Consider the following 14,291-nt stretch of genomic DNA (forward strand, 5'->3'; position numbering starts at 1 on the left):
GGTTTAGCGCAAAGTCCACCCGGGCGCCATCCACAGCAGCGGCACTTCCGGGATCCCGGCCACCTCGTGGCTCCCCAACAGTCGAGCGGGCCAGAGATTTTGCCCTTGCGGAGGCAGTCCTTGGCTCAATAGTCGCTGCAGGGCGCGTTGGAAGGGATCTCTCGCCGTTGCTGGCGACAAAGAGGGATCCCCGGTCATGCGCCGCAGATCTTCCACGGCTTCGGCATATCCTCCCAGGGCATCTACCAGGCCCAACTCCACAGCCTGCGCCCCGGTGAAGATGCGCCCATCGGCCAACTGGCGCACCCGCGCCTCATCCAAGCTTTGCCGTCGGGCGATCATCTCCGCATCCAGCACCTTTTCTGCCCCTTTGTCCGGCAAGCGCTGGCGTCCGCGGGCCACATCGCGAACGAACTGGTCGAGGGTATCCTCCACCAACTCTTGCAGCAGACGTTGCTCTTGGGGGGTGGCAGCCCGGAAAGGGGAAAGAATGTCTTTGTACTCGCCGGTTTTGAAGGTCTGCGGCTCTATGCCGTAGTTGTCGAGCAGTTTGCCAAAGTTGAGGCCGCTGATGATCACCCCTATGCTGCCGGTCAGGGTGCCCGGGTTGGCGTAGATCTTGTCGGCAGCACTGGCTACATAGTAGCCGCCGCTGGCGGCAACGTCTTCCATGACGGCAATCACCGGCTTGCCGGCTTCCCGCAGAGCCGTGACGGCGCGGTAGAGCTCCTGGCTGGATCCCACAGCCCCGCCCGGGCTGTTGATGCGCAGCAATACAGCCTTGACGGCGCGATCCTCGACAGCTTCCCGCAACTGATCTAAGGGAGAGGTGGGCAAACCTACCAAAGTCGAGCCCCGTGGCCCTCCTATCGTTCCCTCGATGGTAACCACCTCAATGCGATTCGCCCCTCGAGGGGCCTCTAGCCCGACGCCACCCCGAACCGACTCTGCGGCAGGTCGTGTGCCGCCAATAACAGCCGCAATCAGGCAGACCACCAGCAAGGAAGCGGCCAAAAGGCGGTTAAGCTGAGATCCCTGTGTCACAAGCCCCCCAATGTCGCTGACTCCGTTCTATCACCCGGCAAGCTCCTGCAACAGAGGGCAGGAGCCAGGTGGATCCAATCTCCACTTTTGCAAGTGGACGCTCCAACCCAACTCTTGACAAGGATCTCCCGTCTATTTAGGATAGATTCCCGTACTTTTCACCGCCAAAGCAGCTTCTACAGGCTAAAATTGTAGTCTGGAGCGGGCATAAATCAATTGCCCAGGCTCTTGCCGGAAGGCTGCATCTTGGGGCTTTAGCTCAGTTGGTAGAGCACTTCAATGGCATTGAAGGGGTCAGCGGTTCGAGTCCGCTAAGCTCCATTGGCCTGATAGCATCCGAGGCCCAGCAAATGGTCACTCCTTCCCTCCGACCGGAGGAGACGGCTTCGGCCATGGGATCCCCGCCTTGCGGGAGGTATCTGAGCCGCCGTGAGGCAACCCGGCCATGGTCGCCCCCCTTTCCCCGTATACGGGGGGAAGGGGGTACGGAGCGGGGCTCCTGCGGCTTCTAGCTGACGCTGCCTCAATCCCTTGCAGATCTGCGCCGATCCCTGGGCGAAGGGCCCCTGCCATTGGACAAAGATGCTCTAAAACGCCGCCTAGGGTGCAACTAAATAAAAAATGGTGCAAACTATTGGTGGTGGCAGGCTGGAGGGATCCCGGGCAGCGATAGTGTGTAGTGCGGGTGAAGCAAGGGGGGCAATCGTAGCAAGCTCTCAAGGCAACCCCAGGCCGCAGCTGACCTCTGGGGGGAAGGGAGACGTCTTCTGGCGAAAAAACGGCCAAACAGAGGTTCCGCTGCCAGCTCAACTCCCTGATGAGGAGCCCCCAAGACAAGAAGGGCGGCCAACAGGCCTCGGAATCGGAAAGAAACCTTACAAGATCCCTCCCCTGGCTTGAACCCACCGGAAAACTTCTCTATACTGCAGGGAACTTTATCCTGTACCTCCCCTTCTTCATCTTCGCTTTAACCTATGCGTGCTCCCTCCTCAGGCGACTCGGATCCCACCTTTCCCGAAGCTCAAGCCGGCCAGTCGGCCAAGGACTCCGTCCCGCTTACGCGAACGGAATCGGATCCCAATCCAGAGCGGCATTCGGCCCTGAGGCAGCGGCAGCAGTTGGAGGCTCGGCTACTCGAAGCCGAAGCGGAGCTGCAGGAGCGGCGTGCCCTTCAGGAAAAGCTACAAGCTGAAGTAGAGGCGCTGCACAGTCAACTGGCCGAGAGGGAACTGCAGTCTCGCAAGCAGCAACAGCAGATAGAGCTCTTGCAATTGAAAGCCCAAACGCCTGCAGACGCTGCTTGGGAAGCCGAATGCCGAGCCCTGCGCCAGAAGGTGGCCGAGCAAGAAAAGGCGCTGCAGGAGCGGGAACATGCCCTGCGCCAGTTGCAACAGACTTTGGCAGAGCAAAAAGTTCAGCTCTCGGAGCAGGAAGCTCAGCTGGCGGCGCGGCAACGCCTCAACGAGCGGCAGCGCCAAGATATCGAAGCCCTACAGGAGCAGATCGAGCAGCTACGGCTGGCCCATGCTCAGGAGCGCCGTCAGTGGGAACACCGTCAGCAGGAGCTACAGGCTTCTCTGGTGGAAGCTCAAGACCTGGCGGAAAAACGGGTGGAGATGTTGCAGCGTTTCAAGGCAGAGCTTTCGTTGGCCCGCACCCAAATTGCAGAAACTCAGGCGGAGCTGAACAGCCTGCGGGCTCTGTACAACGACCAACGGGCAGCCTGGCAAGAACAGCGGGAACATCTCGAGGCGCGTCTGGCGGGCTATGCCGAGACAGAGGCGGAAGCGGAGCAGCGCTGGCAGGAACAACGGCAGGAATTGGAAGCGGCGCTGGCCGATGCCCAGGCGCAACTGGCCGCTTTGCAAGCTCAGCAAGAGCAATGGCGTCAGGACTCCCGGGAGCAGCAACAGCAGTGGCAAGCCCAGGTCGAAGCGCTGCAAGCTGCCCTCGCCCAAGCGCAGGCGGAAATTGCCCATTGGCAGCAGGAGCACCGCCGTCTGGAGGAACGGTACGCCCAGGCCCAGCAGCGCCTCGGCGATCTGGAGCAGCGGCTCCAAGCAGCTCTGGCCCAGCTTGCCGACCAACCCACCTGGCAATCGCAATTGCGCTCTGCCCAGATCGCCGTCACCCATCTGCAGGAGCAAACAGAGGCCTTGGAGGGGCAGGTGAGGGCCCTGCAGGCGGAACGCGCCGCCCTCGCCGAAGAAAACCGCTCCCTGAGAGAGAAGTACGAGCAGCAGCAGATGCACCTGCTCAGCCTGAAGACGGCTTTGGAGCGCAAGGGAATAGACATCCCGCCTCGCGCTGGTGCAGCGGCTCCCAATGCTGCCGACACGCCAACACGGTCTGAGTCTCTCGCTTCGCTCCAGGCCGCCAAGCCCAAGTCTGCCCTATGGACTCCGTCCCGCTTACGCGAACAGTCCCGGCCTTTGCTGGCTCGCCCTGATAAGCGGGCAGTGGATCTGCCGCGGTTCTTGCCCCGACCGTGAGGGATCCGGTGGCGCAGCCTGCTCCTCCCCGCTGGCTGGAGGTGTGGGTGGATCATCCCCACTTGGGGGGCTGCTTCACCTACCGCGTGCCAGAGGGATGGGAGCCAGAAGCGGGCGATCTCCTCAGCGTTCCCTTTGGCCAACAGGTGGCAGGGGCGGTGGCTCTGGGCTGGCGCTCGGAGTTGCCGACAGGAGTAGATCCCCAGTCGGTGCGAGAGATTGAAGCGGTGGTGGCCAAAGGGATCCTGCCCAAGGATTTCTGGCCTCTGCTGCAGCGGGTAGCCAACTACTACCTCACCCCCCTAGCCCAGGTGGTGCGCACCGTTTTGCCGCCGGGCTTGCTGAGCCGCTCCCAGCGGCGGATCCGCCTGGTTGGATCCCCGCCAGGGGAATGTTCGCCGGCTGCCCAGGCTTTGCTGCGGCTGCTGCGGGAGAAGGGAGGGGAGCTGTCTTGGCGTTACCTCCAGCAGCAGGTGCCTGGCGCCGAGGTCGCTCTGCGGGAGCTGCAGCGGCGGGGTTGGGTGGAAAGCTTCTGGCAGGAGCAGCAGGGGGGCAGGGTGAAAACCCAACAGGCGGCCACCTTGGTGGAGGACTCGCTGGAGGGGCTGAGCTTGCCCCAGCAGAAAGCGCTGCAGATCCTCAAGCAAAAGGGGGGGGAGCTGCTGCTGGTCGAGTGGGAGCGCCTGGCGGGGGTGAGCCGGTCAGTGCTGCAGAGCCTAGCCCGCAAAGGCCGGGTGCACCTCTACGAGCGACCCTTGCTGCGGCTGGGAGAGGCCGAGCGGCCTGTGGAGAAAGATTTGCCCAAGCCTCTGACGCCAGCCCAGGCCGAGGCAGTGGCGGCCATCCAGCAAGCCCTGGGGCGAAACCAACGCTTTCTGCTGCATGGGGTCACCGGCTCCGGCAAGACAGAGGTGTACCTGCAAGTCATTGCCCAGGTGCTGCAGCAGGGGCGGTCAGCCTTGGTGCTGGTGCCGGAGATCGGCCTTACCCCGCAACTGACGGATCGCTTTCGGGCGCGGCTGGGATCCCGCGTGTGGACCTACCACAGCGGCCTCTCAGCCGGCGAGCGCTACGACCTCTGGCGGCAGATGTTGGTTGCTGTCCCCCAGGTGGTGATCGGCACCCGCTCGGCGGTGTTTGCCCCCTTGGCCAACCTGGGCCTCATCGTTCTGGACGAGGAGCACGACGACAGCTTCAAGCAGGATCAGCCCCAGCCCTGCTACCACGCCCGTCAGGTGGCGGAGTGGCGGGCTGAGCTAGCCAACTGTCCCCTAGTTCTGGGCAGCGCCACACCGGCAGTGGAAACCTATGCGGTCCACCTGCAGGATCCGCAGCGCTGGGTTCGTCTCCCTTTGCCGCAGCGCATCCCCCAGGCGGGGATCCCGGCCACCCTGCCCCGGCTGGAGCTGGTGGACATGCGCCAGGAGCTGCAGGCGGGCAACCGCAGCATTCTCAGCCGCCGCCTGCATCAAGCTTTGCACGAGACTTTGAAGAGGGGGGAACAGGCCATCCTCTTTGTCCCCCGGCGGGGGCACAGTACCTTTGTCTTGTGCCGCAGTTGCGGCTTTGTCCTCACCTGCGCCCACTGCGACGTCTCCCTTACCTTTCACCTGGAGGGCGGGCAGGAGCTGCGCTGCCACTACTGCGGCGCCCGCCAACCCCACCCCCAGCACTGTCCTGCCTGCGGCTCGCCCTACCTCAAGCACTTCGGCACCGGCACCCAGAAGGTGGTGGAGGTGCTGCAGCAGCACTGGCCGCAGGTGGCGATTTTGCGCTACGACAGCGACGCCACCCGCCGTAAGGGATCCCACCGGGATTTGCTGGAGCAGTTTCGCAGCGGCAAGGCCCAGGTGCTGGTGGGCACCCAGATGCTCACCAAAGGGCTGGACATCCCCCAGGTGACGCTGGTGGGGGTGGTAGCCGCCGACGGGCTGCTGCACCAGCCTGACTACCGCGCTGGCGAGCGCACCTTTCAACTGCTGACCCAGGTGGCGGGCCGGGCAGGCCGCGGATCCTTGCCAGGCCAGGCCATTATCCAGACCTATTTGCCAGAGCACCCCATCTTGCAAGCGGTGCTGGCCCACAACTACGAGGGCTTTGTCCAGGCCGAGCTGCGCCAACGCCAAGAGGGGGGCTACCCTCCCTACCGGGCGTTGATTTTAATTCGCCTGAGCAGCAGCCGCCTGGAGGCGTTAGAGCGCTACTGCAGCCGCCTAGCTGAGGGCCTGCAAGGGATCCCGGCGGAGGTGTTGGGGCCAGGACCGGCCCGAGTGGAGCGGGTTGCCGGCCGCTACCGCTGGCAGATCCTCCTCAAACAGCTTCCCGATCAGCCCTGGGATCGCGCCCAGATCGATACCCACCTGCGCCGCGCCCTTGGACATATTCCCCAGGGGATTCGCGTCAGCCTCGATGTGGATCCGCTGCGGATCCTCTAGGGGCGGCAGTTTTGCCGCAGCTTGGCGTTGGATGGCCCCAACCTGTTTTATAGTCGTTTAAGCTTCGTTTAAGCTCAGGGATCCCCCACGGGCTCAAAGGCCGGCGCTAGGCGGGATCCCGTCAAGCTGCCAGCGTCAATCCTGGGAGGAGAAGGATTTGTGGCCTATCGTGTAACGTTGATCCCCGGCGATGGCATTGGCCCGGAAGTAACCAGGGCAATGACCACAGTCCTGGAGGCCAGCGGGGTGGACTTGGAGTGGATCCGAGTAGAAGCAGGGGTAGAGGTGATTGAGAAATACGGCACGCCTTTGCCACCGCAGGTGTTGGAGTCCATCCGGGAAACCAGAGTGGCCATCAAAGGGCCCATCGGCACCCCTGTAGGCACGGGCTTTCGCTCAGTCAATGTAGCCATCCGCAAAGAGCTGGATCTCTACGCCAACCTGCGCCCGGCCAAGTCCCTCCCCGGCATCAAAAGCCCCTTTCAAGACATTGACCTGGTGGTGGTGCGGGAAAACACCGAGGATCTCTACGCCGGGATCGAGTTCGAGCGAGGCACCCCCGAAGCAGCCCACGCTCGCGAAGAGATGATGCGTCTTTCTGGCAAGTTCATCCGCGAGGGATCTGCCATTGGCATCAAACCCATTTCGGAGTTTGGCAGCCGTCGCATTGTCAAGTTTGCCTTCGAATACGCCCGCCAGAATGGCCGCAAAAAGGTAACGGCCGTTCACAAAGCCAACATCATGAAGTTTACCGACGGCCTGTTTTTGCAGGTGGCACGGGAGGTGGCCCAGGAGTACCCCGACATCGAGTTTGAAGATCTCATTGTCGACAACATGTGCCTGCAACTGATGCAAAAGCCCCAGCTCTACGATGTGCTGGTGCTCACCAATCTTTATGGGGATATTATCTCCGACCTGTGCGCCGGGATGATCGGCGGGCTGGGGGTGGCGCCAGGGGCCAACATCGGCGATGGCATTGCGGTTTTTGAGGCTATCCACGGCTCAGCGCCCAAGTATGCCGGCCAAAATAAGGTCAACCCCTCTGCCCTCATCCTCTCCGGGGCCATGATGTTGCGCTACCTGGGCGAGCGGGAAGCCGCCGCGAGGGTAGAAGCGGCAGTGCAGTCGGTCATTGCCGAAGGCAAATACGTCACCTATGACCTGGCGCAAGGGGAGCCTGTGGGCACCCAGGAGATGGCCGAGGCCATCGCCGCCCGCGTCCAGGAGATGGCTCCTCCCCAGGATCCTATTCCCATCGAGTCCTAGATCCCTGCTTCCCTCGGGAGAGGGTGAGGGCTCAGTAACCTAGAACCGGATCCACCACCCCCAGCAAGGGTTCTCCCAGCCGAAAGCGGCTCACATTTTCCCGCACCCGCTCGGAGAGGGCAGGGACAATCATGGCGTCGGTGATGGCCGTGTGGGGGGTAATTAGGCAATTGGGCAAGCGCCAGAGGGGATGTCCATCGGGCAGCGGTTCTGGATCCGTAACATCCAGGGCGGCACCCCGGATGATCCCCTCCTGCAAGGCGGCCACCAGGTCAGGGGTGACGATATGTTTGCCGCGCGCCACATTGACCAACCAACAGCCGGATCCCATCTGCTCCAGCTCTGGCCAGGCGATGATCCCCTCTGTCTCGGGGGTGAGGGCCAAGGCCAGGATCACCACATCCGCTCCTGCCAGCACTGCCTGCCGCTCCGCCAACGTCACCACCCGGCTGGCTCCCGGCAAGGGATCCGCCCTGCGCCGCACCACCTCAACGGAACACTGGAAGGGCTGCAACAAGCGGATCAGGGCCTGGGCAATGCCCCCCGCCCCGAAGATGACCACGCGGCTGCCCCAGAGGCTGGTGCCGGATCCCGGCTGCCAAGTCTGGGCCAGAGCGCGGTGCTTGAGATCCCGCAGGCCGGCCAAGGTGAGGGCCAGGGCATGCTCGGCCACCGCTTGGGCATAGACCCCCTTGCCGCAGGTCCACACATAGGCGGGATCCAGGATCCCTGCCTGGGCAAAAGGCTCCACGCCCGCCCAGGGCAACTGCACCCAGCGGATCCCCTTTCCTTCGGCAAGACACTGCTTGAGCTTGGGCACGTCAAAGGCATCGGCCCACACCAGAGCCTCCGCTTCCGCCAGCGGCACCAGTTCGCCACCCCCCGCCAGGACTGCCTCTTTTAACCAGGGTCGGAGGTGGTCGGGTTCGACGGCTATGCGTCTGCCTTGGATGCCCATCAGAGCTCTCGAAGATGACTTCCCCTTTGCCAGGATATCGCTGGCAGAAGGGGGTGGGAAAAGCCTCAGAACTGTTAAGGGATCCCAAAGGGAGGATGGGAAGGGATGCCGGAATCGCTAGGTTAGGAGCTGTAGCCTCTGCCTCTTCTTCTCGTCTTCAGCCCATGACCCTTTCTGAGTTTTTGACCTTGGTGCTGCTGCTTTTTCCGGGCATTCTGCTGTCTTTGATTTTGATGGCCACTTTTGCCGCCGGCGGATAGGAGCTGCCAAGCTTGCTCAAAGCCAAAAACTTGCCCTCTTCCTGCCAGATGCAGTTTCCCAACTTGGCGCCTTGGGTGGTGCCGGCAAGGTGGGTCTCTTGGTCCAAAGCTGTGGCCTGGGCGGGGGCAGCTCTCCTCTTGCTCAGCAACCTACCTGTCCCTGCCCAGACGCTCCTCAACGGGCAGCCTGTGCGGGTAGTAGAGGGGATCCCTTTGTACCAAAGGATGGTTTGGCTGGAGGATCGACGGATCCTGGTTTCCGTCGTGGCAGTTTCCCTAGCCGCCGGCCAGTTGCGCCCCATTTGGGCCGACCCTGCCAGTCTAGTGGGCCTGGGGGAGCTGCCCGCTTTTAGCCGCGAACGGGGAGCGGTGGCTGCTATCAACGGCGGCTTCTTTAACCGCAATACCCGCCAGCCGCTGGGGGCCATTCGCCTGGAAGGCCGCTGGATCTCCAGCCCCATCTTGGGCCGAGGGGCGATTGCCTGGTTTGACGCCGCCAATTCTCCCCCTGGCTTGGAGCCGGTGCGCTTTGCCCGCCTGCGGATGCAAATAGAGCTGCGCAACGACTTGGGGGATCGGATCCCCTTGGTCGGCATCAACAGCGGCTACATCCTGCCCGGGATCGCCCAGTACACCCCTGATTGGGGATCCACCTACACCACCCAGACGGACGACGAAGTTCTCCTCATTGTGCAAGAAGACCGGCTGCAGCAGATCCTGTCGGCAGGCGTGGCCGGCAAAGTGACGGTGCCGATCCCTCCCAAAGGCTACATACTGGCAGCACGAGGGCTAGAGGGCGCTCTAGAAGCCGGCAAGCTGATCCCAGGAGATCGCCTCCGGCTGGACTGGACGGTGGATCCGCTGGAGCTGGAAGCCTACCCCCACATTCTGGGGGCAGGGCCGCTCTTGCTCTTGGACGGCCAGGTGGTCCTGGATGCCGAATTGGAGGGGTTTCAGCCTCTCTTCCGCCGGCAACAGGCTGCCCGCAGCGCCATCTGTCTGCGGCAGGGGCAACCGGACAACAGGGATCTGCTCCTGGTGGCCGCCGGCAATGCCCAGGAAAACCAAGGGCTCACCCTGTTGGAGATGGCGCAGTTGTTGCGGCAGTTGGGCTGTCGCCACGCTTTGAACCTAGATGGAGGCCGCTCTTCCACACTGGTGCTGGGGGAAGAAGCCGTCAATCTGGAGCCAGAGATCGGACTAGCCGACGGCGAGACTGATCCCAATACAACGAGATCTCGGCGGCGCCTACCCCGGGTTCACAATGGCTTGGGTTTTTTCTGATACATTTACGCTGAACACTGCTGAGCATTACTGCTCAGCGGTGAAGCGATAGCATTCTGTCCGTTTCCGTTGTCACTACGCGACGCTGACGCGACCGCGCTACTCGGACGGAGTCCAAACAGAAAGGCGGTATCCCGCAAAGCCCTGAGCATAACACCCAGAGCGCCTTGCCAATCTCGTGGTAGCCTATGGTTGCACTTTGGGCATCTAAACACCTTTGCGCCACCCAACTTGGTGTGGATGTGCCCGCACTTGGTACAGGTTTTGCTGGTGTACGCTTCCGATACTTCCACGACAACCACGTTTTTCTTCTTGGCTTGAAACTTCAGGAACTGCTTGAACCGATAGTGCGCCCAGGTGAGCATCGCCCTTGCTGTCTTGCTACCAAACTTCCTCCCTGCCTTGGCAACCATCTTGGCTGACTCGAAAGTGGGGAGGAATATCAATCGGTAGTTATCCGTTAGGAACGCCGCTACCTTGCGATGGCACTCGTCCACCAAGTTCCTGATTCTCTCCCGCAGACGAAACGCCGCTTGCCGCATTCGCCTACGCTTGGGTCTCGGTGCTTTACTCAGCCTAGATTGCAGATCGTCTAGGTGGTAGCACAGCCGAACGATCCTGCCAAAGTCTCCCTTGGCGATATCTACAAAGCCCGCCCCATCAAACCCTGTAAGGAAGCTTCTTACTCCAGGGTCAAGCGCAACAACCCCCTTTGCTAACGAACACTGCTCGTTCACGGGCTCAGGAAAGATAGCATACCATCTGTCTTTCACCCGCATTAGCTCAGTTCCACGTGCCCATTCTCTGGGCATCTCCTCGGATGCACGGAACGCCAAACCTCGGGTGAGTTTCGGATACCACGTCCCATTGCGAAAGTTGCCGGCGTTGAATTGCAGCGTATGCGACCTGTCCCGCACACTGCGAAACCTCGCGTCTTTGCTTCGGCGGAACGCCAACCACGCCTCGACGACCGCGTTCTGCTTGATGTGGCAGGGGGCGTCCTTCACCCACCCGGGCAGGTCGGAGCGCAGGATGATGTCCCGCAGCTTTCTGGCCGTTTTTGGGGCACCATGCTGACGCTGATAGGCAATCGCTTGGTTGTAGCAGTACCGGCACGCCGCTTGCCACCGCTTCCAAACTTTAGCCAGCGCTGGCTCCGGATAAATCCGTATCTTTCTCGATTGCAGCCCGGTATTTTCTGAGTCCGTAGAGCCGACTGCTGAAGCAGTGCAGGATGGTGAGGATATCCTCAACCAGTTCCTGCTGGGGAGAAAGGTGATCGTCATCGAGAACCAAGATTTCGCACCCGTATTGACGGCAGTACCACTCAACGAACTCAAATCCAAACCGGCAGAGTCGATCCCTGTGAGCGACCACAATTGTTCCGACATCTCCCGCACGAACTCGTTCCAATAAGGCAAGGAACTTTGGTCTTTTGAAGTCGAGACCGCCGCCAATCTCTCCGACCACCTCGGCTCTAGGATAGAGGTCAACCAGTCTTGCAATCTGTCTCTCCAAGTCTGGTTTCTGCCCTCGACTGCTGACTCGGGCGTACAAAACGACTCGTTTGTCCTTCTTGGGTGCTCTGTTCGCGTCAGCGGGCCGGAGGCCAATGTAGCTGTCGAGGTCATACCTTCTCGCCCTACCGGATGGTGTACGTACTGCATGGATCCAGCCCTTCTGTTCCCATCGCCTCAAAGTGTGGAGACACACCCCAAAATAATCCGCCGCTTCTCTCGGTTTTACATATCTAGCCATACCAAGCAGCCATACTGAACATATTGTACATTATTTTCAGTATAGTCCAGCATATCATTGACTAGAGTCATGCTCCAACCTAAGTCGCTAGCGGCAAACCAAGACAACTCTTCCGGCAGCAGGATACGGTTCTTTTGATGTACGGCTCGAGCGTCGGATCCCCATCTGCTTTCTGGCTACTTTTTAATCAGCTTGACACTCCCTCTGCCTGAAGGCGCAGTCCACAAACGAACTCGTAGAGGCGTTGTCAAGCCACCCCTAGACAGCCCCTTGAGGCAGAGCCCCAAGGTTCTACTTACTTTTCTGAGACTAAAGGAGGCTTCTCAGAGAAGAAAGAGCCTTGCCCCCCTTGCGCCATAGGATCCCGGCAACATCGGTACCCAAGGATCTGGAGCGCGGAGTGACCGGCTTCAAATGGGATCCAACCCCAGCTTTTTCCGGCAACCCTGACGGGAGCCGCTACGGATCCGTTCCTTGTCTGCAGCGATCCTGCTTGCCTACAGAACCCTCATAAAGTTGGCAAAAACCCAATAGAAATTCCCATTCATTTGATCAGGAAACAGCGACGCAATCTATATAGAAATACTGAAGTTTAATTCAACAGAAAAACTATCAAACAACCAACTGTACGAAAAATTGGTCTTGCAATAAGTTTTACATTATTTTCCAATTAACCGCCGATCCTGATAGACCTTATCAAAAGACCATCTTTATGACGGCAGTAAACAATCTGCGTTTATCGACCTAAGAAAGTAGACCTTCTGGCTCTGTGGTCGCAACCTTTCTCAAATGAACTACTTTGGAATGCACACAAGTTCTTCGACTTCCAATCAAGCGGATTAGTCTATAGTCTATGCCGAGCAAGGCTCCTGGGACGCCTCAAGTCTCTTTTCTATTGAGTTGAGCAAGCCGCCGTCATTGGCCTTCTCATGTATTGAGAGTTAATCTTATCTAGAAAAAGTGATCTTTTGCTTGCATCTTTTTGGGGCACATTTTCGTGATTAAGCAAGATGGCTAGACGCTTAAGCTTTTACACCTCGGCGGAAGTTTTATTAAGATCTCATCCAAAAGCTTTTCTTCTCGCCCATCGCCTCCGCCTGGCAAAAAGCTAGGATGGGCAAGGATTATACTTTCTAACACCGTATTCGGGGCGATTTGTGTGTCGACGGGAAACAGAACTGACTCGTTGACGAATAGGCACAGGTGGTGTTTCATGGAATCCGTAGTCAATGTTTTCCACCACTTGTAAGCCTTGCGTCCCATCAGTTGCCGTTTGCCTTGGCAGGCGGTAGTTGCTTGTGGCTCTCCTTCGCGTCTCCGCAACGGTGACGGATAGGGCTTTTGTTCCTCGGCAAAGCCGCCCAGACCAAGGGCCTTGTCCCCTAGCCCCCTCACGAGATAAAACCGTGGTTCGCACTGCCTCACCCAATCCTATGCCCTCCCCCAAGGATGCCGTTCCTGTTGCCCGCATCAAACAGCCTGCAGCCCAGGCCAACCCTGCTGCCGGCGACCGCTTTTTCCAGCGGGACGGAGCCTTTTCTGCCCAGCTGATCCCCCAGGGATCCCTGCAGCTCTACACCCATCCCAGCCGGGGCATGTTCACTCCTGTGATGGCTCAGGCACTGCGCTTGGCCGGCCAGGGGACGCGGGTGTTGATCGTGCAATTTCTCAAGGGCGGGATCAACCAGGGGCCGGAAAATCGTCTTTTGCTGGGCAGCTCGCTGGAGTGGGCCCGCTGTCGTCTGCACCGCTGCATCGATACGCCTCACCTGGAGCCGGAGGAGCGGGTGGCTCTGGACGAGCTGTGGCAATTTACTCAGGAGGCGGTCAGGAGTGGCCGTTATGGCTTGGTGGTGCTAGACGAGTTGGGCCTGGCCATCAAGCTGGGCCTGATCCCGGAGGCGCAGGTGCTGGATTTGATCGATCAGCGCCCAGTCTGGATGGACATGGTGATCACCGGGCCGGAGATGCCGGATTCTCTCCTGGAGCGCGCCGATCTGATCACCCAGCTACGTCCACGGCGGGATCCAGTCCTCGTTCCTCCTTCCCCAGAGAGCGGCCCCCCGCCGAGAATGGATCCCTAGCGGGTCAGCAGCTCGTAGCCTTGCCAGCAGCGACTGCGCTCTCTTCTCCAAACTCTCTGGCCTGTCGGGCAGCCTGTTGCAGCCATGTTAAAAAACGACCGCTGGATCTACGAGCAAGCGCAACGGGGGATGATCGAGCCGTTTTGTCCTGAGCTGGTGCGCCGCGTGGAGTGGAACGGCCAGATGCGGCCCGTCTTGAGCTACGGGCTCTCGTCCTACGGCTACGACATTCGCCTGTCACCGGTGGAGTTCAAGATCTTCCGCCACGTGCCCGGCACGGTGGTGGATCCCAAGCGGTTTAACCCCAAAAACCTGGAACCTGTGGAGCTGCACCACGACGAGATGGGGGACTACTTCATCATCCCCGCCCACTCCTACGGCCTGGGCGTCTCCCTAGAACGGCTGCAAGTCCCGGATAACATCACCGTCATCTGCATTGGCAAGTCCTCCTACGCGCGGGTAGGGCTGATCGCCAACCTCACCCCAGCCGAGGCGGGGTGGCGGGGCTATCTCACCTTGGAGTTCTCCAACGCTTCCAGCGCCGACTGCCGCGTGTATGCCAATGAAGGGGTGGTGCAGCTCCTCTTCTTGGAAGGGGATCCCTGCCAGACCACCTACGCCGACCGCCAGGGCAAGTACCAGGATCAACCCCAGCGGGTGGTGGTGGCCAAGGTCTAGGTGGCACACCCTCCCCCCAATCCCTCCCGGAC

At 60.4% G+C, this 14,291-nt stretch carries 10 protein-coding genes and 1 tRNA gene; 7 read left to right on the forward strand and 4 right to left on the reverse strand.

Annotation, left to right across the window (positions count from 1 at the left end; all coding sequences use genetic code 11):
• Positions 1-3: 3 nt before the first annotated feature.
• Entirely contained in the window at positions 4-1,044 is a 1,041-nt protein-coding gene (sppA, locus tag CYA_RS06905) for a signal peptide peptidase SppA (RefSeq protein ID WP_011430309.1), read from the reverse strand.
• Positions 1,045-1,292: 248 nt separating this feature from the next.
• On the opposite strand from sppA, the gene CYA_RS06910 reads away from it, so the two are divergent.
• The 4 genes from CYA_RS06910 to CYA_RS06925 all read left to right on the forward strand — a co-directional run bounded on the left by CYA_RS06910 (position 1,293) and on the right by CYA_RS06925 (position 7,237).
• Positions 1,293-1,365: transfer RNA gene (locus CYA_RS06910), tRNA-Ala, on the forward strand.
• A 653-nt stretch (positions 1,366-2,018) separates the two neighbouring features.
• Entirely contained in the window at positions 2,019-3,536 is a 1,518-nt protein-coding gene (locus CYA_RS06915; RefSeq protein ID WP_011430310.1) for a hypothetical protein, read from the forward strand.
• A gap of 41 nt (positions 3,537-3,577) precedes the next feature.
• Positions 3,578-5,971, forward strand: coding sequence for a primosomal protein N' (gene priA / locus CYA_RS06920; RefSeq protein ID WP_011430311.1), 2,394 nt, complete (start codon positions 3,578-3,580; stop codon positions 5,969-5,971).
• Positions 5,972-6,130: 159 nt separating this feature from the next.
• Entirely contained in the window at positions 6,131-7,237 is a 1,107-nt protein-coding gene (locus CYA_RS06925) for an isocitrate/isopropylmalate dehydrogenase family protein (protein ID WP_011430312.1), read from the forward strand.
• 31 nt (positions 7,238-7,268) lie between these two features.
• On the opposite strand, the gene CYA_RS06930 is transcribed toward CYA_RS06925, so the two are convergent.
• Positions 7,269-8,195 (reverse strand): D-isomer specific 2-hydroxyacid dehydrogenase family protein, encoded by a 927-nt coding sequence (locus CYA_RS06930; protein WP_011430313.1) that lies wholly within the window; start codon positions 8,193-8,195, stop codon positions 7,269-7,271.
• 308 nt (positions 8,196-8,503) lie between these two features.
• On the opposite strand from CYA_RS06930, the gene CYA_RS06935 reads away from it, so the two are divergent.
• On the forward strand, positions 8,504-9,739 hold the full coding sequence (locus tag CYA_RS06935) for a phosphodiester glycosidase family protein (RefSeq protein ID WP_011430315.1): 1,236 nt from the start codon (positions 8,504-8,506) through the stop codon (positions 9,737-9,739).
• Between the two features lie 5 nt (positions 9,740-9,744).
• Here CYA_RS06935 and CYA_RS06940 read toward each other — a convergent pair whose 3' ends face one another.
• Both CYA_RS06940 and CYA_RS14105 read right to left on the reverse strand, forming a co-directional pair.
• The gene (locus CYA_RS06940; protein WP_148203189.1) at positions 9,745-10,992 is read right to left on the reverse strand and encodes an RNA-guided endonuclease InsQ/TnpB family protein; all 1,248 of its coding nucleotides are present in this window, start codon (positions 10,990-10,992) and stop codon (positions 9,745-9,747) included.
• The gene (locus tag CYA_RS14105; RefSeq protein ID WP_011430317.1) at positions 10,880-11,497 is read right to left on the reverse strand and encodes an IS607-like element ISSoc2 family transposase; all 618 of its coding nucleotides are present in this window, start codon (positions 11,495-11,497) and stop codon (positions 10,880-10,882) included. The genes CYA_RS06940 and CYA_RS14105 overlap by 113 nt, the downstream gene beginning before the upstream one ends.
• 1,433 nt (positions 11,498-12,930) lie before the next feature.
• Here CYA_RS14105 and CYA_RS06950 point away from each other — a divergent pair.
• Positions 12,931-13,581, forward strand: coding sequence for a cob(I)yrinic acid a,c-diamide adenosyltransferase (locus CYA_RS06950; protein ID WP_011430318.1), 651 nt, complete (start codon positions 12,931-12,933; stop codon positions 13,579-13,581).
• Between the two features lie 84 nt (positions 13,582-13,665).
• The gene (dcd, locus tag CYA_RS06955; RefSeq protein ID WP_011430319.1) at positions 13,666-14,259 is read left to right on the forward strand and encodes a dCTP deaminase; all 594 of its coding nucleotides are present in this window, start codon (positions 13,666-13,668) and stop codon (positions 14,257-14,259) included.
• Positions 14,260-14,291: the final 32 nt, after the last annotated feature.

The sequence above is a fragment of the Synechococcus sp. JA-3-3Ab genome (assembly GCF_000013205.1).
Lineage (GTDB): Bacteria > Cyanobacteriota > Cyanobacteriia > Thermostichales > Thermostichaceae > Thermostichus.

What these genes read in the sequence shown, in the direction of transcription:
- CYA_RS06950 (WP_011430318.1), top strand. Translation starts at nt 12,931, where the DNA reads ATGCCCTCCCCCAAGGATGCCGTTCCTGTTGCCCGCATCAAACAGCCT.
- CYA_RS14105 (WP_011430317.1), bottom strand. Translation starts at nt 11,497, where the DNA reads ATGGCTAGATATGTAAAACCGAGAGAAGCGGCGGATTATTTTGGGGTG.
- CYA_RS06930 (WP_011430313.1), bottom strand. Translation starts at nt 8,195, where the DNA reads ATGGGCATCCAAGGCAGACGCATAGCCGTCGAACCCGACCACCTCCGA.
- CYA_RS06915 (WP_011430310.1), top strand. Translation starts at nt 2,019, where the DNA reads ATGCGTGCTCCCTCCTCAGGCGACTCGGATCCCACCTTTCCCGAAGCT.
- dcd (WP_011430319.1), top strand. Translation starts at nt 13,666, where the DNA reads ATGTTAAAAAACGACCGCTGGATCTACGAGCAAGCGCAACGGGGGATG.
- CYA_RS06935 (WP_011430315.1), top strand. Translation starts at nt 8,504, where the DNA reads ATGCAGTTTCCCAACTTGGCGCCTTGGGTGGTGCCGGCAAGGTGGGTC.